We start from the raw sequence: 23,215 nt of genomic DNA, 5'->3' as shown, positions 1-23,215 counted from the left end.
TGTGCCTCCCCTTTGAATATTAAAATACATTTTACAATTATTTTTTATCATAATAATATCATAACAAAATTATTATAATTTTATCAACTTATTTAAGATATCTTGTGCTTATTCTTTAAGTAAACTTTTTAAATCACTCGCTTTAATATGATATTTTTTGCGACAAAAATCACATGCAATTTCAATTTCATCATTATTTGTTAAAATTTCATTAAGCTGCTCATCGCCTAATAATTTTGTTGATTCTAAAGCCTTTTCATATGAGCAACTACATTCAAATTTAACTTCATCAGCTTCTAACACTTTAGCATTTTGATCAATGAGTTTAAAAATATTAATTAAGTTATCTTCAGCAATTAATTTATGACTAATATTTTCTAAATTTTCAATTTTTTCTTCTAAATAGTCAATATCTTCCTCTTTATGTTCTGGTAACAATTGAGCGAAAAAACCAACTGATTTTGCAATTGTATTATCTTCATTCATTTTAATTGAACATGCAATAACTGATTTAATTTGTTCACTTTGTGCTAAATAATAATTAAAATCTAAATTGATTTCACCAGAAATTAACTCAATTTGACCTGAGAAACTTTCTTTCATTCCTAAATCTTTCATCACTCGTAAATAACCATTTGTACCAACTACTTGTGAAATAACATTATGTTTACGATTAATTTGGTCAACATCAAATTGTGGATTAGCACAAAAACCCCGTACTTTATGACCACTATATTCTGCCATAATAGTTCCAATTGGACCATTTCCATTAATAATACTTGTCATTTTATCAGTTGCATTTTTCATATCACTACCAATTAAAATAGTAGCTAAAACAACTCTTGATAACACAATTGTTGCAAGCGGATTAGTCGCATGTAATTTAATAATATCATTTAATGATTTAGTTGCATCAACAACTGTCATTTTAACATTATGAACATTACTAATTGCTTTCGTTACTTTATCCATTCCTTTAAACTCCTTTATAAATTTCTTTCCTTTGCAATTATAGTATAATCATCGTTAAAAGTAAAACAAAAAGTAGACTTAATTAGCCTACTTCTTATTTGGATCATTATTTTTTTCATCTTCTGGGTGATCTTTTTTTCGTTCTTTTGGTTTAACTTCGAAAATTTCACCTTTTGCTTTTTTTTCTTTATGCTTTGCTGCACGTTCTTTTTCACGAATCACTTCATCAGGTAATTTATGATATTTATCAATATATTCAATTTGTTCTGCGGTAATTGTTTCTAATATTTTTAAACTTTCAGCAATTAAATCTAATAAACTACGATTTTCAGCAATTAATGCTTTTGCTGTTACATAACAATCATCTAAAATTTTGCGAACTTCAGTATCAATTTTAGCTGCAATATCCTCTGAATAGCGTTTTCTTGTTCCAGTATATTCATCTTTTGGTGATTCAAATTGTACTAATCCTAAAGAACTCATTCCATATTCAGTAACCATATGACGAGCAATATTAGTTGCTTTTTCTAAATCATCATGTGCTCCTGTTGTTATTTTTGTTTTTCCAAAAATAATTTCTTCTGATGCACGGCCACCTAAATAACCAGTAATTGTCGCATATAAGTTTTCTTTACTATGAAACATTGTTTCTTCTTTTGGAGTCATAATTGTATAACCCCCTGCTTGTCCTCGCGGAATAATAGTAACTTTTTGAACTTTGCTCGCTGCCTCTAAACGTAAACCAATTAAAGCATGACCAGCTTCATGATAAGAAACAATATCTTTATCCATTACTGAATATTTGCGTGATTCTTTTGCTGGTCCACCAACAACACGATCAATCGCTTCATCAATAATATTAACATTAATAATTTTTAAATTCTTACGAACACATAAAATTGCTGCTTCATTTAAAACATTCTCTAATTGGGCCCCAGAAAATCCTGGCGTTCTTTCTGCGATTCGTCTAAAATCAACTTCTGTTGAAACTGATTTATTTCGGGCATGTAATTTTAAAATTGCTTCTCGTTCATTAATATCTGGTAATGAAATTTGAATTTGACGGTCAAAACGTCCTGGTCTTAATAAAGCAGAGTCTAATACATCAACTCGGTTTGTTGCTGCCATAACAATAACTCCCGTATTAGTTCCAAAACCATCCATTTCAACTAATAATTGGTTCAATGTTTGTTCATTAGCACCACTTCCAATTGAAACAGTTCTTTTTCGACCAACAGCATCAATTTCATCAATAAAAATGATACATGGTGCCGCTTTTTTAGCAGCAATAAACATTTCACGAATTCTTGAAGCACCAACTCCAACAAACATTTCTTCAAATTCAGAACCTGAAATTGAGAAGAATGGTACACCAGCTTCTCCAGCAACAGCTTTTGCTAATAAAGTTTTTCCTGTCCCTGGTGGTCCTTCCATTAGGACTCCTTTTGGAGCACGAGCACCCATACTTGAATATTTCTGTGGATTTTTTAAATAATCAACTAACTCAACTAACTCTGTTTTTTCCTCATTGATTCCTGCAACATCAGAAAATTTAACGGTTGATTGAATTTGACGTGCTTTATTTTTCCCCATTGAAAAGGGATTAGCTCCCGACATTCCACCAGACATTTTTGATAATCGAACAATCATAAAGACAGCAATTCCCATTATTAATAATCATGGTACTAATTGTATTAACATTGCTTGTCACATTGGAACAAATTCACGGTCAAGTGAAACAAGGCCACCTTTTAATTTATTTTTGAAATTTTCATCTCATGTATTAGTTACTAATATTCCATCCTTATAAGTATAAAATCTAAACCCTTCACGGTTTCATTCCGAACTATAACGAACAGTTTTGATATCACCATCTTCAGAATATCTAATGATTCCTTCCATAACTACAGTATTTTTACCAACATTAGCCTTAATAGTAATTTCATCAATATTTTTTTCTTTATACTTTTGAGTATTACCAATTTTTTGCATATCTCCTTCGCTAATTTTTGTAATATCTGATTTTGTTCATAATACAATTGTTAAAATAATCAAACCAATAAAAATTAACGAACTTATAATTGCAAATCACATTCTTTTTTTATTCATAACTATTTCTCCTCTATTAAGACTTTTAAAATTAATCTTTTTCGGTCATTTAAAACAATGAACCAATTCTAGACTATTTTATCATAAAAAAAAAAAAAAAATTGTATTTTTCCGCTAAAGTATTATTAATAAATTTATTAATTTTTAAATCAACTAAATTGTTTCCATAAATAAGATTATTATTTTTATCTAACACAAAATAACTTTTTCGTGCTAAAAGTGGTACTTTATTTTTAATAAATCAACGATTTAAACGTACCTTATTAACCATTACATTTCTTAACAAAGATAAATCATTAGTAATTATGATTGGTCATTGTGCTGCTGTTATTTTAAAATCGTACTTATTTTTAGTTCCCCAATTAATAATATTTTCTTTTCATCTTATTGGTAACACAGTTGTTGGTGTAATTTGAATTGTTGTTAATTCTAAAAGCTCGTTATTAACAATGTCAACATTATCATATGATTTAATTAAAGAATATCTTGAATTAATTTTAAGAATAATATTTGGTTTTAAACTTCTTAATTCCTTAATTATTTCATCTAAAAACTTTCTTTTTTTATTACTAATTAAATGAACAACTTTATTAGTTTTAAAATAATTAAAAATAATAATTTTTTGCAACTGAATATTATTAAGAGCATTAAAAATAGTAACATTAATTTGTCCAAAATTTTCAATCAAATAATTTTTTGCAATTAATTTTAATTGTTCATTTTCTTTATTTCTTTGTTCAATTTCTAATAACATATCTTGTAAATTAATATGCTGAATTTCATTACGAATAATATTTCGATTATAAATTGCTAAAATATTAGTTGAATCAATCGCATAATTAATTTGCTGATGAAATAAATATTCAATAATTTCTTCTCTTGATATTTTTAACATAATTCGCAATATTTTTAGTTTTTTATCCAACAATTGAGAATAATAATAACTAGTTTTATTTAGACCATAATATTCAACAATTCCATTTCGTTGCTTTTGCAAAATATATGTTTCAATATGATCAGTTAAATTATGGGCAATTAAAACTCCCTGGCAATGATATTTTTCACTAATTTGTAAAAAAAAATCATATCGTAACTCACGAGCAACTGCTTGAAAATTATGGGAATTAACCTGATATTGTTCATAGTCACTTGCGGTTACTTTTTTTACACATATTTTAATATTTCGTTTTTGACAATATTCAACAACAATTTCTTCATCATAGTCACTATCTTTTCGCTTCTGATAATTTACCAAGCACACAATAAAATTATTAATATCTAATTCTGAATTATAAATATTATCAAGTAAAAACATACTATCCGGACCACCAGACACACCAATAACATATTTTTCATTCTGTTTTAAAAGTTTAGTTTCCATTTTAATCACCTATTTTCGAAATAATTTTAAAACCTCTTCTGTATAATGATAATTCTTATTATGAACAATAATTGGTTTTTCAATAATAAGACCTTCACCACTTTGAAATCGAGCTTCAATTAAAACATTATTTGCTTCACTTTCTAAAAAAGGATGAATAAATTGTAGTCGCTTAATATTAAAACCATATTTAATTAACAATGAAGTAATTTCTAATAATCTTGTTGTACGATGAATAATAGCAAAATAACCACGATTTGCAACTAATTTCTTAGCAGCAAAAATAATCTCTTCTAATGTAACATTTGTTTCATGACGTGCTGGAATTAATAATTTATTTTTTTCATTTAATTTTGCTCCATCAACTTTAAAAAAAGGCGGATTACATATAATTAAATCATATTTAAAATTAGCATTAGTTTTAACATACTCATTAATATCATCATGGATAATTTTAATTTGCTCAGTTTTATGATTTAATAAAATATTTTCTTCTGCTAATTGCACGGCTTCTTTTTGCAATTCAATTCCAGTAATTATTGCTAAAGTTAAAGTTGATAAAATTAACGGAATTGCTGCGTTATTAGTACCAATATCTAAAATATTTTTTATTCTTGTATTTAATGTTGGAAAACGAGCCAATAACACTGTATCCAATGAAAAATTAAACATATCAGTTTGTTGGTTAATTTTAATTCCTTCATAATCTAATAAATCATTTAAAACTTTCACTTTACACCTCGTTATACCAATCAATTAATCCCTTTTCTAAAATTAATTCTTTATTTAAATTTTCTAGTAATAAATTTGCAATAGTATAACAAATTTCAATTAACCTACTATTTTTATGATTTAATTTTTGAATTAAATTTTGATCTGTAATTTGATATTTTTCTCATTCTTTGTTTTTTAAAACATTAGCAATTGCTAAAAAAAATTGGCGGCATTCAACACTATCATAATTGTTTAACTGGCGAATATGAATAAAGTTATTTGTTGGGTTACTTATAAAATTGCTAAAAAAAGTACAAATAAATTCATTTTTAAAATCATCAATTTCTAATAAATCAGTTGTATTTTCTAAAATAATATTTAAACAACGTGATTTAATAGTATCAATGACATTTGTTTTATTAGTTGTTAATAAAAAAGCATATGTATTTTGACTAGGTTCTTCTAAAAATTTTAATAATGAATTAGCAGCTTCTAACGTTAATAAATCAATACCATTAATAACATATACTTTTATTCCTGTTTGTTCTAACGCAGAATAATTAAAGGTTTGAATAATTTCTTGAATTGCTTCTTTTTTGATTGTTGTTTCAAAATCACCTTTAATTTTTAAATCATAATAAGTTTTATTATTAACGCGTTGACAAATATCGCATTCACAATCTGCTTCTTGTTTTTTTAAACATAATAAAAATTTAATAATTTCTGTTGCAAATGTTTCTAACTTAACTTTATTATTGCAAGAAATCAAAAGTTGATTTGATAAATTATTTTTTAAAATTAAATTTTTAAATAATATCATTTTCTCAACATCATGTTTTGTAAATAAATTATCCATTTTCTTTGTCCTTTATTTTTTGAATAATTTCATCAACATAATAATATACTTGCTCTAATACTTCATTAACTGACTTGCTAGCATCAATAACTTTAATGCGCTCTGCATTCTCACTAATTAAAACTTGATATCCTTCGTATACTTTTTTGTGAAACGAATTTTTTTCTAAATCAAGACGGTTCATTTCAACCTCATTTCGAACTTTCATTCTTTCACTCGCCATTGTTGTTTCAATATCAAAAAAAAGAGTTAAATCTGGTTTTGTTGTACCTAAAACAATTGATTGTACTTCATCTAATGTTCAAATTCCTAACCCACGAGCATATCCCTGATATGCTGAAGTGGAATCCATAAAACGATCACAAATTACAATTTCTCCTCGTTTTAATGCAGGCAAAATATCTTCAACGACATGTTGCCTACGAGCAGCAATATATAATAAAGCTTCTGTTCATGGGTCCATTCCCAAATTATGTTTACTTAAAATAACATTTCTAATTTGTTCAGCAATTTCATTGCCCCCTGGTTCTCTTGTTAAAACAACCTGGTATCCCTCTGACCGTAATTTTTCTTTTAATAATTTTGAAATCGTTGTTTTCCCGGAACCATCAATTCCTTCTAATGTTATAAATAGCATCATTACACTCCCTCTGTTCCTAAACATCTTTACGCTCCTCTAAAGCTTGTTTTAACGTTACCTCATCAATAATAATCTAAAGAACCACCAATAAATTGGTATGCCTTGTGCTAAACGTGATATTTTTATATCAAAAGATTGCAAAAATGTTTTTAAGTATTGAGCTGTTACTTCTCCTTCAAAAGTAGCACCAACAGCAATAATAACTTCTTTTATAATTTTATCATTCATTCGGGATTCTAACGCAGGAAAAGTCAATTTATCTGGTGTAATACCATTTTTTACATTAATTTCACCATTTAAAACATGATAAACTCCATTAAAAACTTTTGTTGCTTCAATTTTTATAATATCAAAGAAATTGCTAACAACACAAAGTTTTGTTTGATCACGTAAATCATTATGGCAAAACAAACAAACAAACATTGTTTTGCATTAATGTTGAACAAATTGGACATTGATGATAATTATTTTTTATTTCATTAAAAACATGTTCTAATGTTTGTAATAATGATGGTTTAATAATTAATTTATTAAAAATTCTTTCAGCAGTTTTTTACCAACACCTAAAATAGTTTTTAATTCCATAATTAATTCTTAATAATTCATTTTAAATCTCCAATCAATTATTCAACTATCTTAATGTTATCAAAAATTTGTTTACCAGTTTCAAGAACATCTTTATGTTCCTCATAGTTATCAATTTGTTTAACTAATAAATTTTGGTAAAACTCTTCAACATCAATTAATGTTGGTTGCGGTAATTTATTTGCTTGTCTAATTTTAACATAATCATTGCGAACATTATTTCACTCATTTTCACTTAAGGCAATAATAATAAAATCAAAATCAAATGCTTGGAAAATCTTATTACGAAATTCTCAATCACACATTTCAAAACTAATTCAATTTGCTTCTGGTTTTGTATTAGTTACAATAATCAGCCCTTGTTCTGATGCAGCCGCATATTTAACATCATAGAAACTAATTAGTTTATCTAATTGAACTACTTTACTTTTTTCGTTAATTAATTCCATAAATTTACTTTCAAATTTTTCTCGTTCTTCTTTACTAGCTTTAATTAAAATATTAAAAATTTGATTATTAGAATAATTAATATTAGAAAATTCATAAATATTAATTTTATTTTTCATATCATCACGATATTTTTGCAAGTCATTTATTCCTTCTAATTCTTTTCCATAAGAAACTTGTTCTGATCCAATTGTTTCAAAACTTTCTTTTTCCTTTGTTTGTTTAAAATTAGTTTGAATATCATTTTCATCTACTATGATTTTATCTTGTTGTAATTCTATGTTATTAAAAGAAGTAATATTAGGTTCTTCATCATCAAATAATGAAAAATTATGAAATAATAGTTGGTTATTAGGTAATTTTGGCTCTTTTAAATGAATTACTTCATCATTGGTTTTTAATTTTTTCTCTACAATAAGATCATCTTTTAAAATTTGAACTTGACTTTTTTCATAATTATTTTCTATTATTTTTTTATTTATAGAAATTTGTTCTGTTTTATGATGATTAATTTCTTTTCCCTCTTCATACGTTAAAATCATTAAATCACTTAATTTTAAAGCTTCTAAATTTTTAATATTATTTTCAAAGATTGCTAAAGCTTTTAATAAAATTAATTCAAAATACATTTCTTGTGTTTTACTATTTCGCATTTTACTTGCTGCTTCAATAAATAAATCAAGTAACATAATTAATTCTTTTGAACTTAATTGTTCAGCAAATCCTTTTGCTTGCTCTTCTGATAATAAACTTAAAAAAATTAAATTATTAGTTTGTTTAAACTCAAAAATTTCTTTTAAAATATCTAACAAATTTAATGTTAAAACTTCAAAATCAGAACCCGCTTGGTAAATTTTTTTACTAGCGATTAAAACTTCAGTTGTTTTATATTCTAAAATATCTTTTAACAATTTTAATTTAATGGTTTTTGAAACTGTTGCAAAAATAATATTCACATTTTCCAAGGTAACATTACGATCAGAAAACATAATTACTTGTTCTAGAATACTTAGCGAATCGCGAGCACTACCATCAGCTAAAAGGGCAATTTCTTTAATTGCAGTCAAATCATATTTAATTTCTTCTTTTTGTAAAATATTAATAATATTATTTTCTAATTCAACTTTTGATATTTTACGAAAATTATATTGTTGACAACGTGAAATAATTGTTGCGGGAATCTTATGACTTTCAGTTGTTGCTAAAATAAAAACAACATGTTGTGGTGGTTCTTCTAATGTTTTTAATAATGCATTAAAAGCCGAATTAGTTAACATATGAATTTCATCAATAATATAAACTTTATATTTTGTCATTGTAGGAAGTAATTGGACATTATTTCTAATTTCTCTAATTTCATCAACACCATTGTTTGAAGCAGCATCAATTTCAAACACATCAACTGCTCCGGCACGGTTTATTTCCTTACAACTGGCACATTCATTACACGGATTTCCATTATCTAAATTAATACAATTAATTGCTTTTGCAAATATTTTTGCAATCGAAGTTTTCCCTGTCCCTCGTGGTCCTGAAAATAAATAAGCATGTGAAAATGTATTATTTATAATTGCATTTTTCAAAGCTTTTCTAATTTCAATTTGCCCAACAATTTTATCAAAATTATTTGGTCGATATTTACGATATAAAGAAATATAATCCATTTTTATGCCTCCGTCCAATATTGTTATTATAATAATCTTATTTTACTCTTTTAATTACAAATATTCTATCTTAATTGTTCAAAAAATTTCTTCATTAAATCTTTTAAAATCATATTTTCTTCATATTTTCTAATATGTTGAACTTTTAATTTTGAGACATCAAAAGTATGATTAGACTTTAAAAAACCATATTTTTCATTTGATAAATAATAATTAATAACTTTAATTCCTGAATTAATTATTGCTCCTAGGCACATCATACATGGTTCAACAGTAACTCATATTGAACAATCACTAATTTTATTTGTTCTTTTTTTTCGACATGCTTGATTTAAAGCATAAATCTCAGCGTGCGTTGTTACTGAATTTTTTCTTGTTTTATTATATGCAATGGCAATAATTTTACCACTTTGGTCAACAACTAATGCAGAAATTGGAACATGTTTTTTCTTATATGCTCGTTGTGATAACTTATATAATTTATTGAAAATTAATGTAGTATCTTTCATAAATTCACCTTTATCATAAAAAATGTCATTACACATAGTCCTTAGTCTTATGGCTGCTACCTTCCGATCCTGACCAATTTCAAATGTAACTATTGTAATGACATAAATAATTATAGCATAGAATTTTATTTTGCATATCCTTTTTATTAAAATCCGCAATGTTTCACGTGAAACATTTTAGACAATAACAGTTTGGTTTTGAAAATAAGGTTGTAATTTTTTTGGAATTGTAATATTTCCATCTTTATTTTGATAATTTTCTAAAATGGCAGCAATTAAACGATCAATTGCTAAACCTGAACCATTTAAAGTATGAACATATTTAATTTCATTATTATCACGATAACGTAATTTCATCCGGCGTGCTTGAAAATCAAGACAATTTGAACAAGATGAAATTTCACGATATTTATTTTGACCAGGCATTCATACTTCGACATCATATGTTTTTGTTGAAGAAAATCCCATATCACCTGAGCATAATAAGATTACACGGTATGGAATTTCCAATAATTGGAGAATATTTTCTGCATCTAATACCATTTTTTCTAATTCCTCAAATGAAGCTTCTTCTGTAGTAAATTTAACCATTTCAACCTTCTTAAATTGGTGCAAACGAATAATTCCTTTTGTATCACGCCCAGCAGAACCAGATTCTTGACGAAAACATGGTGTATAAGCAGTATGATAAATTGGCAACTGATCTTTTTCCAAAATTTCTTTACGGTATAAGTTAGTTACTGGTACTTCTGCAGTTGGAATTAAATATAAATTATCTTTTTCAATATAATATAAATCCTCTTTAAATTTTGGCAAGTTTCCCGTACCATACATAATTTGTGGTTGTACTAAAATTGGTGGTTCAATCTCAATATATCCTCGTTTTGCATGTTCATCTAACATAAAGTTCATTAAAGCACGTTCCAATTTGGCTCCCATTCCCTTATATACTACAAAACGTGAACCTGATATTTTAGTTCCCCGATCAAAATCAATTAAGTCTAATTTTGTTGCTACTTCTCAATGTTCTTTTACTTTCTGATGATTTGAGATTTTACCTCATTTACGAATCTCAACATTATCATTTTCATCTTCCCCACTAGGAACTGAATCATCTGGAATATTAGGCGTAACTTCTAAAATTGCTTTAATTTTTTTTTCAACTTCATCTAGTTGTCCATCAATTATTTCTATTTCTTGTTTAATTGTATTAATTAATTTTTTATTTTTTTGTACTTCTTGGTCTTTTTTTTCTGCTATTAAGGTTCCAACTTTTTTTGATTCAAGATTTCGTTTTTCTTTTAATTTTTCTGATTTACCAATTAATTCGCGACGTTGAACTGATAATTTTTTAATATCTTGTAAATATGAAAAATCATCATGACGGCGGTTTAATTTTTTTATTACTTCGTCAAAATTTTCAACAATTCCTTTTTGATCTAACATTTTTATCTTTCTCCTTCAATGTTAATTTTCTTTTTTAAAATTTCAATAACTTCTAATTTATCATCTTGTTCTAATCGCATAATTTTAACACCTGATGTTGTTCGTCCAAATAATGGAATTTGCTCTAGAGAAACACGAATAATATTTCCTTTTTTTGTTCCTACTAAAATGTCTTCATCACCATCTACAGTTTGGACAAATTTTAAATATCCTGTTTTATCTGTTAAGTTAATTGACTTAACACCCTTAGTATTTCGTCCTGTTAAACGATAATCTTTAATTAGTGTTTTTTTTGCATAACCATTTTCAGTTACTGATAAAACATATTTCGCAGACCGCCCTGAACTCACCCCAATTGTTTCTCCAGTAGCATCATTAGCAATTCCTTTAACCCCAACTGATTGTCGCGTCATTGGTCTAATTTCCTTTTCATTAAATCGAATTACTTTTCCAATATTATTTCCAATAATAACATCATCATATCCTTTTGTAATAATCACACTTACTAATTCATCATTATTTTTTAATTCAATTGCTACTTTTCCTGTTTGGCGAATTTGCTTAAATTCACTTATTTTTGTTTTTTTAATAAGACCTTTTTTTGTTACGAAAAATAAATTATCCTCTGTTGAAATTGATTCATCTACAGCAATAATTGTTTGAATACTTTCTGTTTTATCAATTGCAATTAAATTAATAATTGGTAATCCCCGTGCATGCCGTGAATATGTTTCAATATTATAAGCTCGTAATTTATACACTTTCCCAAAATTTGAAAAAATTAATAATGAGTCAATACTATTAGCACTAATAATTTTTTTTAAACTATCTTCAATATTTGTTAAACCAATAATCCCTTTCCCACCACGATTTTGTAATTTAAAAGTATCATCAGATACTCGTTTAACATAACCATCTTGTGTTAACATAATTAAAATGTCTTCCCGGCGAATTAATTCTTCTGGATCAATTTCTGTTAGCTCTTCTTTAATAATTTGACTTCGACGCTCATCACCATATTTTTTCTTAATTTCTGTTAATTCCGTAATCATAATGTCAATTTGTTTTTCACTATTATTAATAATTTCTTCTAATTCGGTTATTGCCACTTTAATATCCTTAATTTCATTGTTAATTTTTTCAATTTCTAATCCGGTTAATCTTTGTAAGCGCATTTCTAAAATTGCCCGTGCTTGTTCACCTACTAAATTAAATTTATTAATCAAGGCATCTGATGCAATTTGTGTTGTTTGTGATTGTTTAATAATTGCAATTACTTCATCAATATTATCAAGAGCAATTTTTAATCCTTCTAAAATGATTAAACGATTACGATTTTTCTTTAATTCAAATTGACTACGTTTAATAATAATATCAATTTGATGTTCAATAAAATATTTTAAAATTTGTTTTAATCCCATTACTCTTGGTTGGTTTTTGTACAATGCTAAAATATTTAACGAAAAATTAGTTTGGAGTGGCGTTAATTTATATAATTTATTTAAAATAACATTTTCTTGAGCATCACGTTTTAATTCTAAAACAACACGAACCCCCTCCATGTTTGATTCATCACGAAGGTCACTAATTCCATTAATAATTTTATCGCGAACTAATTCTGCAATTCGTTCCAACAATTTTGCTTTATTAATTTGATATGGAATCTCTGACACAATAATTCGTCTTTTATTATTATTTTCTTCAATATCAATCTTTGAACGAATTGTAATTGCCCCATTACCTGTTTCATAAGCTTTAATTAAACCGTTTCCAGCCGTAATTAATGCCCCAGTTGGAAAATCAGGTCCTTTAATAATTTTCATTAATTCAACGGTCGTTATTTTAGGATTTTTTGTTACCGCAATAACTCCATCAATTACTTCATTCAAATTATGGGGTGGAATATTAGTTGCCATTCCAACAGCAATTCCACTAGCACCATTAACTAATAAATTTGGAAAATATCCTGGTAAAAAAGTCGGTTCTTCTTCACTACCATCATAATTATCAATAAAAATTGTTGTTTCTTTTTCAATATCTTTGATTAGTTCACCAGCAATTTTACTCATTTTTGCTTCCGTGTATCGCATTGCCGCTGGAGCGTCACCATCCATTGAACCAAAATTTCCATGACCATCAATTAAAGGATAACGATAAGAAAAATCTTGTGCCATCCGAACCATTGCTTCATAAACAGCAGTATCACCATGGGGATGATATTTCCCAATTACTTCACCAACAATTCGTGCTGATTTCTTGTGTTGTTTTTCGTAAGTCATTTTTAAATCTCACATTGCATAAATAATGCGTCGATGAACTGGTTTTAATCCATCACGAACATCAGGAATTGCACGTGAAACAATAACTGACATTGCATAATCTAAAAAACCATTTTTCATTTCATCAGCAATATCAATATCACGAATTTTACCATCATAATCATATCCATCATTTTCTGATTTCATCATTATACCTCCCTTCTAGACATCTAAATTTTTAACATATTTTGCATTTTCACGAATAAATTTTTTCCGTGGTTCAACATTTTCACCCATTAATTCATTACAAATTAAATTTGCTTCAAATGCATTATTAACAGAAACTTTCAGTAATAAACGCCGTTCTGGATCCATTGTTGTTTCTCATAATTGTTCTGGATTCATTTCTCCTAAACCTTTATAACGTTGAATTGTATAATTTTTATTTTGTTTTAATAATTCTTCTTTATAAAGTTCTAATTCATTATCACTATAAACATATCGAATCTGATTACTATTTTGTATTTTATATAATGGTGGTTGAGCAATATAAATATTGCCATTTTCAATTAAATCTTTCATATAACGATAAAAAAATGTTAATAGTAAAATTCGTATATGTGCGCCATCAACATCAGCATCAGTCATAATGATTACCTTTTGATAACGTAATTTTTTATCATTAAAATTATCTTTAATACCTGCTCCTAATGCAGTAATAATTGAATTAATTTCATTATTTTCAAATATTTTTATTTGTTTTGCTTTTTCCACATTTAAAATTTTTCCTCGTAACGGTAAAATTGCTTGAAATTTTCGATTTCGGCCCGATTTAGCACTTCCACCAGCAGAATCTCCTTCGACAATATAAAGTTCAGCTATCTTAGCATCTTTTGTTTCACAATCTGCTAATTTACCTGGTAATGAAAAACTATCCATAACTATCTTACGACGTGTTGTTTCTTTTGCACGTTGTGCAGCAATTCTTGCTTTTAACGATAAACTTATTTTTTCAATAATTTTTTTTGCATCTTCTGGATTTTCTAACAAATAACTACTTAATCCTTTTCCAACAATATTGGAAACATTTTTTTTAACTTCACTATTTCCTAATTTTGTTTTAGTTTGACCTTCATATTGTGGATCAGGATGACGAATAGAAATTATTATTGTCATTCCTTCTTTAATATCATCTCAAGTAAATTTATCTTCATTACCTTTATTATTTTTATTAATATTTTTAAAATAATTATTTATTTCACGAACAATGGCTAATCTAACACCTTCTTCGTGAGTTCCACCTTCATGGGTATTAATGTTATTACAAAAAGAAAAAATATTTTCTGAATAATTATCATTATATTGTAAACCAAATTCAACAACAATATTATCTTCTATTCCTTCCACATAAAAAACATCGTTTAATGGTGTCCCAATTGTTTTATTTAGTTCTAAAACATAATCTTTAATTCCATTATTAAATTGATAAAGAACAGTTTTTTCTTCATCTTCTTCTCGTAAATCAACTAATGATATTTCTAAGCCTTTATTTAAAAAAGCTAATTGTTTAATTCGATTTTGAATTGTTGAAAAACTAAAAATTGTTGTTTCTTTAAAAATATTTTCATCTGGTAAAAAAGTTACTGTTGTTCCAGTTTCTGAAGTTGAACCAACTTCTTTAATTGGTGTCAAAATTTGACCACCATTATGAAATTCCATTACATATTTTTTATTATTTTTTCTAACTTCAACTTTTAAATATTTACTTAAAGCATTAACAACACTAGCTCCTACACCATGTAAACCTCCAGAAATTTTATATGTATTTGAATCAAATTTTCCTCCTGCATGTAAAATAGTAAAAACAGTTTCTAATGTTGAAACTTTTGTTTTTGGGTGAATTTCAATTGGAATTCCACGTCCATTATCAATAACTGTAATTGATTCATCCTTATTAAGAATAATTTTAATTTTATTAGCAAAATTAGCTAAAACTTCATCAATTGAGTTATCAACAATTTCTCAAACTAAATGATGTAAACCTCTTGCATTTGTCGCACCAATATACATCCCTGGTCGTTTTCGAACTGCTTCTAAACCTTCTAAAATTTGAATTGATTCTGAATTATAATTATCACCCATAAATAATTCTCTCCATTTCCGCTTTCTTTTATTTTACCATTATTACCTAATTTTAGGGCTAAATTATCAAATATATTTTAAATATTCTCCTAAAAAATATTTTTATATTTTTAGTGTCTAATTTAACCCTATAAAAAAGTTATAAAATAAAAAAACTCAGTAATGAGTTTTTAATATGACCGAATTGGTAAAACTAATTGTTGTAATGTTGGATCATCATTAGCATTAATAATTAATGGTTTTGTTTCATCAATCATTTTAATTGTAATTTCTTTTGTTTTAAAGGCTTTTAAAGCATCCAAAATATATTTTGAATTAAAAGCAATTATTTGGTCTGCTCCTTCAACTTTAAAGTCTCTAATTTCTTCTTCTGTGTTACCAATTTCTTGTGTAAATGAAGTAACTAAAACTTTTTGTTCTTTTATTTTTAATGTAACAATTGTTGTCATCGTCTCATTTGATAAAACACTAGCTCGCTCAATAATTTTAATTAGTTCACGATTATTGATTGTTAATGAAGTATTAAAGGAAGTTGCAATAACTTTACTTGTATCAGGATATTTTCCTTCAATAATTTTTGTTTGAACAATTGTATTATTAATAATAACGCTAACTGACTTATCAGTAATTTTCATTTTAATTTCTTGATCATTTTCTGAAATTAAACGCCCAATTTCATTAATAAATTTTCCAGGAATAATAACATCAAAATTATAATTATTACTATAGTCAATCTTTTTACATGATAATCGAAATGAATCAGTTGCAGTAATTATTAATTTTTTATTATTTTGATCTGTTTTAATATTTAAACCATTAAAAACTATTCTCTTTTCTTTTTCTCCAATTGCAAAACTTGTTTGTGAAATAATTTCTTTTAATACTGTACTTGTAAAAATTATTTCTTTACCCTCTGTCTCAAATGATAAATGTGGATAATCTGCTGAGTTTAATGTATTTAAAACTGAATCAAAATTATTTGCTTTAATTTTAATTAAATTGCCCTCAACTACTTCTAATGTAATAAATTCATCTTCAATTTTACGAATAACTTCAACAATAAATTTATTTTTAATTAAGACACTTCCAATTCGAGTAATATTTAAATCATTACCCATAATTTCTGATTTAATTGATGTATCACCATCAGAAGTAGTAAAAGTAATTTTGTCTTTTTTAACTTCAATTAAAATTCCCAATAATGAAGGAATTAAAGTCTTTTGAGAAATTATCCGACTTACTTTCAATAATTCATCTAATATTTTATCTCTTTTAATGTTTACAATCATTTTGTTACTCCTTACTTTAGTATATTTTGTAATATATAAATAATTATATACCATTGTTAAAATATTGTTTTTTATTTATTAGTATTATATTGTAGAAAATGTGGAAAACTTGATAAAGTTTTGAATAATATTATTTTTTATTAAAAAACAATCGTGGAAAATAATGTGCTATCTTCCTTCAATTTTTCTACGAATTGCATTTACTAAATGTTTAAATTCTTTGTTTGTACTAATGTGTGCTTCAACTTTTTTAACACTATTCATCACAGTTGTGTGGTCTTTGCCACCGAACTCTGTTCCAATTCTTGTAAATGGTTCATCTAGTAATGTTCTACAAAAATACATTGCTAATTGTCGTGCTTGCATAACATTACTAACTCGTGATTTACTCATCATTGCTTTGATAGTAATATTGTAATTGTCAGCAACAATTTGTTTAATTTTTTTAGGGGTAATTTTTTCATTATTTTGCAGGGGGGCATTTTTAAATGCCTTTTCAACATCAGCTAATGTAATAATTTCATTTGGTTTTTTGTTCATAACAGCTAAAAATAATAATCGTTTAATTGCTCCTTCTAACTTTCTAACATCACTGTTAAAATTTAAAGCAATAAATTCTAGTGATTCTTCTGAAAATAATCCTAAGTTATTTTGATGTTTTAGTTTTTGTTCTAATATTTTAAGTGCTGTTTCAAAATCTGGTGAATCTAAGCCAATACTTAAACCATATGAAAAACGAGAAATAATTCTAGCTTCAAAACCGCCTAGATCATCAGGATATTTATCAGAAGTGATTACAATTTGTTTATTTTTTTCAATATATGAGTTAAAAATATGAAAAAATAATTCATTTGTTTTATTTCGTTTTGCTAATAATTGTATATCATCAATTAATAAACAATCGTAAATGTCATAAGATGTTTTAAAAGCTTCAATAATTTCATGGCCTTGGTTTAAAATATCCATAGCAATTTTTCCAAACTCATCAGCTTTTAAATATTTTACTCGGTTATTTGTTTTATAAATTTCATTTACCTTATTTTCAATTGCATGTAATAGATGTGTTTTTCCTAGTCCAGAGTCTCCATATATGAATAATGGATTTCATTTTTTTCCAAGATCTAAAGCAACTGCTAAAGCTGCTTGCATTGCTTCGTGATTAGAATCACCACGAACAAAATTTTCAAAAGTATAATTTTCATAGTAAGCAAGGTTATTGTTTTCTGTTAATGTGTCAATTTTACTAATTACAGATGCTTGCTTATTGATATTTTTTTCTAATTCAAATGAAATATTATATTGTATTCCAGTTATCTTTTTTAAGATATTTTTAATTTTTTCATTTAATCCTGCTTCAAAAACACCAATTGCAATTTCTGATTTTGTTGTAATTAAGCAGTTATTATCAGATACAGTATATAAGTTTGTGTCACTAATATAGTAGTTATAAATTTCTGGGGAAACTGATTCATCACGAGATAATATTTCTTTAACTTCAATCCATAATTCTTTTGTGTTCATTAATTTCATCTCCAATAGTTTTTATCGTTATTAATTATAAATAAAAGATGTGGAAAAGTACTAAAAAATGAGTAAAATTAATAAAAATTAATTGTTTTCCACATTAAATATTTTTTATATTTTCTTTAAAAGCATTGTTTTTATTGAATATTTTTATTGTTTTCCACATTATTAACATTTTATGGTGTAAATCATTTTTTATTGTGGAAAGTAATAAAATTTCATAATAAGCAAATTTTTGTAAAATATCGAATGTTTTTAATAAATGTTTGAAATTTATAAGTAATAAGTTAAACTTTAAAAATTTTAGAAAAGTGAAGTTATATGAGTAAGTACAAACAATAATAGAATCTAATTTAAATGGTAATTTTATTGGTTTATTTTATTTTTTTGTTATAATTAATATAATTTAATACTTACAATAATCCTATATATACTAGAAATATGGTCTAGTGTCTATACAATTAACCTTAAATTAAATACTATAGGTCTTAATTTATTTTTAATTTGTTAAGACCTTTTATTAATTGGTTTTAATGGTCATGTTTCTTTTATTAAATTTTTTGTATTAAATATTTTGGAGGAAGAAACATGCAAATTAAAAAATCTTATACCTTTGATGATCTAGTATTAGTTCCACAAAAATCAGATATTTTGCCATATCAGATTGATTTAAGAACTAAATTAACAAAAAATATTGAGTTAAATATTCCTTTTATATCTTCAGCAATGGATACTGTTACTGAATCAAAATTGGCAATTGCAATTGCTCGCGAAGGTGGTATTGGAATTATTCATAAAAATTTATCAATTGATAAACAAGTGGCAGAAGTTGAAAAAGTTAAACGTAATGAATCCGGTTTTATTATTAATCCAATAACATTAAAACCAACAATGACTGTTCAGGATGCTGAAAATATTATGGCTCAGTATCGTATTTCGGGTCTGCCAATTGTTGATGAAGAAAACAAATTATTAGGAATAATTACAAATCGTGATATTAGAGCATGTCATGATTTAACTGCTTCGGTTGATAAATTTATGACTGTAAAAAACTTGATTACAACTCATGAAAAGATTGATTTAGAGCAAGCAAAAAATATTTTGCTAAATAATCGTATTGAAAAACTGCCAATTGTTAATGAAAAAAATATTTTAACTGGGTTAATTACCATTAAAGATATTAATAATCGTGATGAATATCCTAATGCTTGTAAAGATGAACAAGGGCGATTACGAGTTGGTGTAGCAGTTGGAATTGATGAAAGTACATTATTACGTGTTGAAAAACTTGTTGCAGTTGGAGTTGATGTAATTGTTGTTGATTCAGCACACGGTCATAGTCAAGGTATTATTAATATGGTTCAAAAAATTAGAAAAGCTTTTCCAACCATTGATTTAATAGTTGGGAATGTTGTTACTGCTCAAGGAGCGGTAGATTTAATTGCAGCTGGTGCTAATGCAATTAAAGTTGGTGTCGGGCCAGGAAGTATTTGTACAACAAGAGTTGTTGCTGGAGTTGGAGTTCCTCAAATGACAGCTATTAATGATGTCTATGAGGCTTGCAAAGGAAAAGAAATTCCAGTCATTGCTGATGGTGGAATTAAATATTCTGGTGATGTTGTTAAAGCACTTGCAGCTGGTGCTAACGCTGTAATGATGGGTTCAGTTTTTGCTTCAACATTTGAAGCACCCGGTGAAGAAATGATTGTTGAAGGTAAAAAATATAAAACATATATGGGAATGGGTTCATTAGCTGCTATGAAAAAAGGTAGTGCTGATCGTTATTTTCAAGATAAGAATCGTAAATTAGTTCCAGAAGGAGTTGAAGGACGAGTTTTATTAAAAGGTAAATTAAGTGATATTTTATTTCAATTTATTGGTGGTGTACGAAGCGGTTTTGGTTATTGTGGTGCAAAAAATATTTTAATGTTACAAAAAACAGCTCAGTTTGTGGAAATTTCAAATAATGGTTTAAAAGAATCACATCCCCATGATATTGCAATTACCAAAGAACCACCAAATTACACAAAATAATATTATTTTAAGTAGAAAGATAAATAGGGATAAGAAACATAGCATCTCTATTTTTTTTATTTTTAAAAAAATATTTTTTTAATTGATATTTTTTATTAATTAATATATTATTCATATGATGTCTTAATAATTTATATCATAAGGAGGTGCTAGTAATGAAAAGAACGTGACAACCAAGTAAAATTAAACATAAAAGAACACATGGCTTTCGAGCAAGAATGGAATCAGCTTCAGGCCGTAAAGTTTTAAGTAAAAGAAGAGCGAAAGGAAGAAAAGTATTATCAGCTTAAAAAAGTTGATAAAATACTTTATTTTTCTATTTGTGTTGAAATGTGAAAAAAAAATTTATTGTTAAAAAAAATTATGAATTTCAAAAAATAATAAATAACCGTTTTTTTATTAAAACTAACCCTTATTTTATTTATTTTAAAAGAAATGATCTTAATTATCATCGTTTTGGAATATCTGTCGGTAAAAAATTAGGAAATGCCGTTGTTAGAAATAAAGTAAAAAGACAAATTCGAAGTATGTTAAATTTTGATTTTTCAGCAACAGAAGGTTACGATCAAATCATCATTGTTCGAAAATCATATTTTAGCAATAGTTATTTAATTAATAAAGAAATTTTATTAAAGAAAATCAAAATGTAAAAAGGAGGCGAAATAGTGAACTATCGTGATTATATTTTCTCAGATGGGAAAAAAACACGAAAACCTTGATATTCAATTGCCTGGAAATGAACAAAATTAGTCTTGTATCTTTTTTTAATTATATCAATGTTATGAGGTTGTGGGCAAATGATGGTTCCAAAATATGGAACTACCCAAATTTTAGATGTTTCTGGTCAAAAAGTATATAAACCAGGAGTTTTCTTTGAAATTATTTTAGGATACGCTAATGTTGGGAAAGAACACTTTTTTCATTTTGAAAATGGACAATTATATGAATATCCATATTTAGCAATTAGAACATGATCTGATGCTTTTGTTAAAACATCTTCACCGTTTTATGGTTGTTTTGTATTCCCTGTTGCTTGAATTTTAGTTAATTTAATTTATGGTTTTGGTGGATTAGACAATGGTGCAGGAATTATTGGTGCACTGTTCTTAACTTCATTAATTGTGCGTTTAATTACTTTAATGTTTAGTTGAAAAGCACAACGAAATCAAGACAAAATGCAATTAATGCAAATTAAACAAGCAGAAATTCAGGCCAAGTATAAAGGTTCAAAAGATCTGGCGGCAAAACAAAAACAACAAATGGAAATGATGCAGTTGTATCGAAAAGAAGGAGTTTCACCATTATCAACAATTGGTTCTTCCTTTTTATCAATTCCGTTTTTAATTGCGATGTATACTGTTGTTAGAGCAACACGAGAATTAAAAATGGCCACAATTGGGCAAATTTCTTTAATTGAAAAACCATGAGATATGATTACTAGTGGAAATTATGTTTATTTAGCTTTATTATTTGTATATTTGCCAATTCAAATTCTTTCAATGATTTTACCAACTATTTTAAACCTTCGTAAAACAAGAGTTATTACAAAGGAACAGGAAAAAGCACGTAAACGGCAATTTATTATGCAAGGAGTAATGATTGTTGTCTTCTTCGTAGTTACAATTTCAATCGCGTCTGGGGTTGCTATTTATTGGATTTTCTCAGCCTTTATTCAAATTTTACAAACATTAGGATTTCATTTTTTACGAGTTAAGAAACGAAGTAAAAAAAATAAAAACAGAGAACCATTTGGACAAAAAATTAAGCATTTATTTGTTCGAAAGCCACATTTAAAAACAACTAATAATAATGTTGAAAATATTGAGATTACAAAAACAAAACAAATAAAAACAAATAATGCCGATAAAATTTCTTATAATCCGGTTAAATCAAAACCTAAAAAATCTAAATTTTCTTTACATAATAAGAAAGTAAAAAATAAAGATTAATGATTTTCATAAAAAAATTTAAGTCGCAAAAAAAAATTAGAGAATTTTTAAATAATTCAAGTAAAAAATTTTTTTATAAAACTGAATTATCAACAAAATGATTTTTTCAGCGAATAGAAGTGACCTTTTTTGAAATTAATGATATTATTTCTTTTTGTAAAGAACATTTAGACAGTATTATCAACGATATCTTATTAACGAAAGATTATGAGATGTCTTTTTCATATTCTAATAAACAATTTTTAATTACATTAAATATTAAAGGTTTCAAAATAAATATTAATATTTTTGATTTTGTTTTTATTCTAGAAACATTATTGCATACATATGTTAGTCGTAAATTTCAAAATGATTTTAAATTTATTATTATTTTTAATTATGATAAATTAATGTTAATGGAAGCTGTGCAAAGTGTTGTTAATAGAGTTTTATCATCAAAAAAAGAGCAATTGTTACCTGTTATGAATAAAGAACAACGAAAATTAGTTCATATTAATGTTTTAAAATTTCCAGAAGTAATTTCAAAGTCAATTGGCTCGGAAAATACTCGCCAAATTATACTTAAGTATAATTATAAAAAATAATTATTTTTTATGGTTTAATAGATATGAATTATGTAAAATGAAGTGCAACAAATCTTTATTAATTAATTTATTAATTAAATAATATAATAAAAATTACAAAAATCAACCATAA

At 26.2% G+C, this 23,215-nt stretch carries 19 protein-coding genes, 1 other RNA gene and 1 riboswitch; of the genes, 5 read left to right on the top strand and 15 right to left on the bottom strand.

Translation table 4 applies throughout. From position 1 onward, the window contains the following. Positions 1–108: 108 nt before the first annotated feature. From C6B38_RS05135 to dnaA, 15 genes are all read right to left on the bottom strand, one after another. Complete coding sequence (locus C6B38_RS05135) at positions 109–972, bottom strand: Hsp33 family molecular chaperone HslO (RefSeq protein WP_105298893.1); 864 nt, start codon at positions 970–972, stop codon at positions 109–111. 87 nt (positions 973–1,059) lie between these two features. After that, positions 1,060–3,081: an ATP-dependent zinc metalloprotease FtsH gene (gene ftsH, locus C6B38_RS05130; RefSeq protein WP_105298892.1), complete on the bottom strand. Its 2,022-nt coding sequence runs from the start codon at positions 3,079–3,081 to the stop codon at positions 1,060–1,062. A 73-nt stretch (positions 3,082–3,154) separates the two neighbouring features. Then, a complete protein-coding gene (gene tilS, locus C6B38_RS05125; RefSeq protein WP_105298918.1) occupies positions 3,155–4,462 on the bottom strand; it encodes a tRNA lysidine(34) synthetase TilS in 1,308 nt (435 codons plus the stop codon). 9 nt (positions 4,463–4,471) lie between these two features. Continuing rightward, positions 4,472–5,194, bottom strand: a complete 723-nt coding sequence (locus C6B38_RS05120) for a tRNA1(Val) (adenine(37)-N6)-methyltransferase (RefSeq protein WP_105298891.1) — start codon at positions 5,192–5,194, stop codon at positions 4,472–4,474. A gap of 1 nt (position 5,195) precedes the next feature. Beyond that, on the bottom strand, positions 5,196–6,032 hold the full coding sequence (locus C6B38_RS05115) for a DNA polymerase III subunit delta' (protein ID WP_105298890.1): 837 nt from the start codon (positions 6,030–6,032) through the stop codon (positions 5,196–5,198). Beyond that, entirely contained in the window at positions 6,025–6,669 is a 645-nt protein-coding gene (gene tmk, locus C6B38_RS05110) for a dTMP kinase (RefSeq protein ID WP_105298889.1), read from the bottom strand. Before tmk ends, C6B38_RS05115 begins: the two co-directional genes overlap by 8 nt. 57 nt (positions 6,670–6,726) lie before the next feature. Continuing rightward, positions 6,727–7,095 carry a toprim domain-containing protein gene (locus C6B38_RS11160; protein WP_233485549.1) on the bottom strand — a complete coding sequence of 123 codons (369 nt, stop codon included), beginning with the start codon at positions 7,093–7,095 and terminating at the stop codon, positions 6,727–6,729. A gap of 200 nt (positions 7,096–7,295) precedes the next feature. Then, positions 7,296–9,368, bottom strand: a complete 2,073-nt coding sequence (gene dnaX / locus C6B38_RS05100) for a DNA polymerase III subunit gamma/tau (RefSeq protein ID WP_105298888.1) — start codon at positions 9,366–9,368, stop codon at positions 7,296–7,298. 65 nt (positions 9,369–9,433) lie between these two features. Continuing rightward, a complete protein-coding gene (locus C6B38_RS05095) occupies positions 9,434–9,877 on the bottom strand; it encodes a deaminase (RefSeq protein ID WP_105298887.1) in 444 nt (147 codons plus the stop codon). A 16-nt stretch (positions 9,878–9,893) separates the two neighbouring features. After that, positions 9,894–9,984, bottom strand: an RNA gene (ffs, locus tag C6B38_RS05090) — signal recognition particle sRNA small type. A gap of 70 nt (positions 9,985–10,054) precedes the next feature. Further along, positions 10,055–11,323: a serine--tRNA ligase gene (gene serS, locus C6B38_RS05085; RefSeq protein WP_105298886.1), complete on the bottom strand. Its 1,269-nt coding sequence runs from the start codon at positions 11,321–11,323 to the stop codon at positions 10,055–10,057. 2 nt (positions 11,324–11,325) lie between these two features. Beyond that, entirely contained in the window at positions 11,326–13,788 is a 2,463-nt protein-coding gene (gyrA, locus tag C6B38_RS05080; RefSeq protein WP_105298885.1) for a DNA gyrase subunit A, read from the bottom strand. A gap of 15 nt (positions 13,789–13,803) precedes the next feature. Beyond that, positions 13,804–15,723 (bottom strand): DNA topoisomerase (ATP-hydrolyzing) subunit B, encoded by a 1,920-nt coding sequence (gene gyrB / locus C6B38_RS05075; RefSeq protein ID WP_105298884.1) that lies wholly within the window; start codon positions 15,721–15,723, stop codon positions 13,804–13,806. Between the two features lie 170 nt (positions 15,724–15,893). Beyond that, positions 15,894–17,012 (bottom strand): DNA polymerase III subunit beta, encoded by a 1,119-nt coding sequence (gene dnaN / locus C6B38_RS05070; protein ID WP_105298883.1) that lies wholly within the window; start codon positions 17,010–17,012, stop codon positions 15,894–15,896. A gap of 168 nt (positions 17,013–17,180) precedes the next feature. Further along, a complete protein-coding gene (gene dnaA, locus C6B38_RS05065; RefSeq protein ID WP_105298882.1) occupies positions 17,181–18,533 on the bottom strand; it encodes a chromosomal replication initiator protein DnaA in 1,353 nt (450 codons plus the stop codon). 407 nt (positions 18,534–18,940) lie between these two features. Further along, a riboswitch (purine riboswitch) is annotated at positions 18,941–19,038 on the top strand. Positions 19,039–19,124: 86 nt separating this feature from the next. On the opposite strand from dnaA, the gene guaB reads away from it, so the two are divergent. The 5 genes from guaB (at position 19,125) to C6B38_RS05040 (ending at position 23,103) form a co-directional block, all read left to right on the top strand. Beyond that, positions 19,125–20,570 carry an IMP dehydrogenase gene (gene guaB, locus C6B38_RS05060; RefSeq protein ID WP_105298881.1) on the top strand — a complete coding sequence of 482 codons (1,446 nt, stop codon included), beginning with the start codon at positions 19,125–19,127 and terminating at the stop codon, positions 20,568–20,570. Between the two features lie 155 nt (positions 20,571–20,725). Further along, positions 20,726–20,860 carry a 50S ribosomal protein L34 gene (rpmH, locus tag C6B38_RS05055; protein WP_004028019.1) on the top strand — a complete coding sequence of 45 codons (135 nt, stop codon included), beginning with the start codon at positions 20,726–20,728 and terminating at the stop codon, positions 20,858–20,860. 42 nt (positions 20,861–20,902) lie between these two features. Further along, positions 20,903–21,220 carry a ribonuclease P protein component gene (rnpA, locus tag C6B38_RS05050; RefSeq protein ID WP_105298880.1) on the top strand — a complete coding sequence of 106 codons (318 nt, stop codon included), beginning with the start codon at positions 20,903–20,905 and terminating at the stop codon, positions 21,218–21,220. Positions 21,221–21,235: 15 nt separating this feature from the next. Then, the gene (gene yidC, locus C6B38_RS05045) at positions 21,236–22,519 is read left to right on the top strand and encodes a membrane protein insertase YidC (protein WP_105298879.1); all 1,284 of its coding nucleotides are present in this window, start codon (positions 21,236–21,238) and stop codon (positions 22,517–22,519) included. Beyond that, positions 22,519–23,103, top strand: coding sequence for a R3H domain-containing nucleic acid-binding protein (locus C6B38_RS05040; RefSeq protein ID WP_105298878.1), 585 nt, complete (start codon positions 22,519–22,521; stop codon positions 23,101–23,103). The genes yidC and C6B38_RS05040 overlap by 1 nt, the downstream gene beginning before the upstream one ends. Positions 23,104–23,215 lie beyond the last annotated feature (112 nt).

Origin of the sequence: Spiroplasma sp. ChiS, from assembly GCF_002968355.1 — a bacterium.
GTDB classification, from domain to species: Bacteria; Bacillota_I; Bacilli_A; order Mycoplasmatales; family Mycoplasmataceae; genus Spiroplasma; species Spiroplasma citri.
This window is presented reverse-complemented; position numbering and strand designations above follow the sequence as displayed.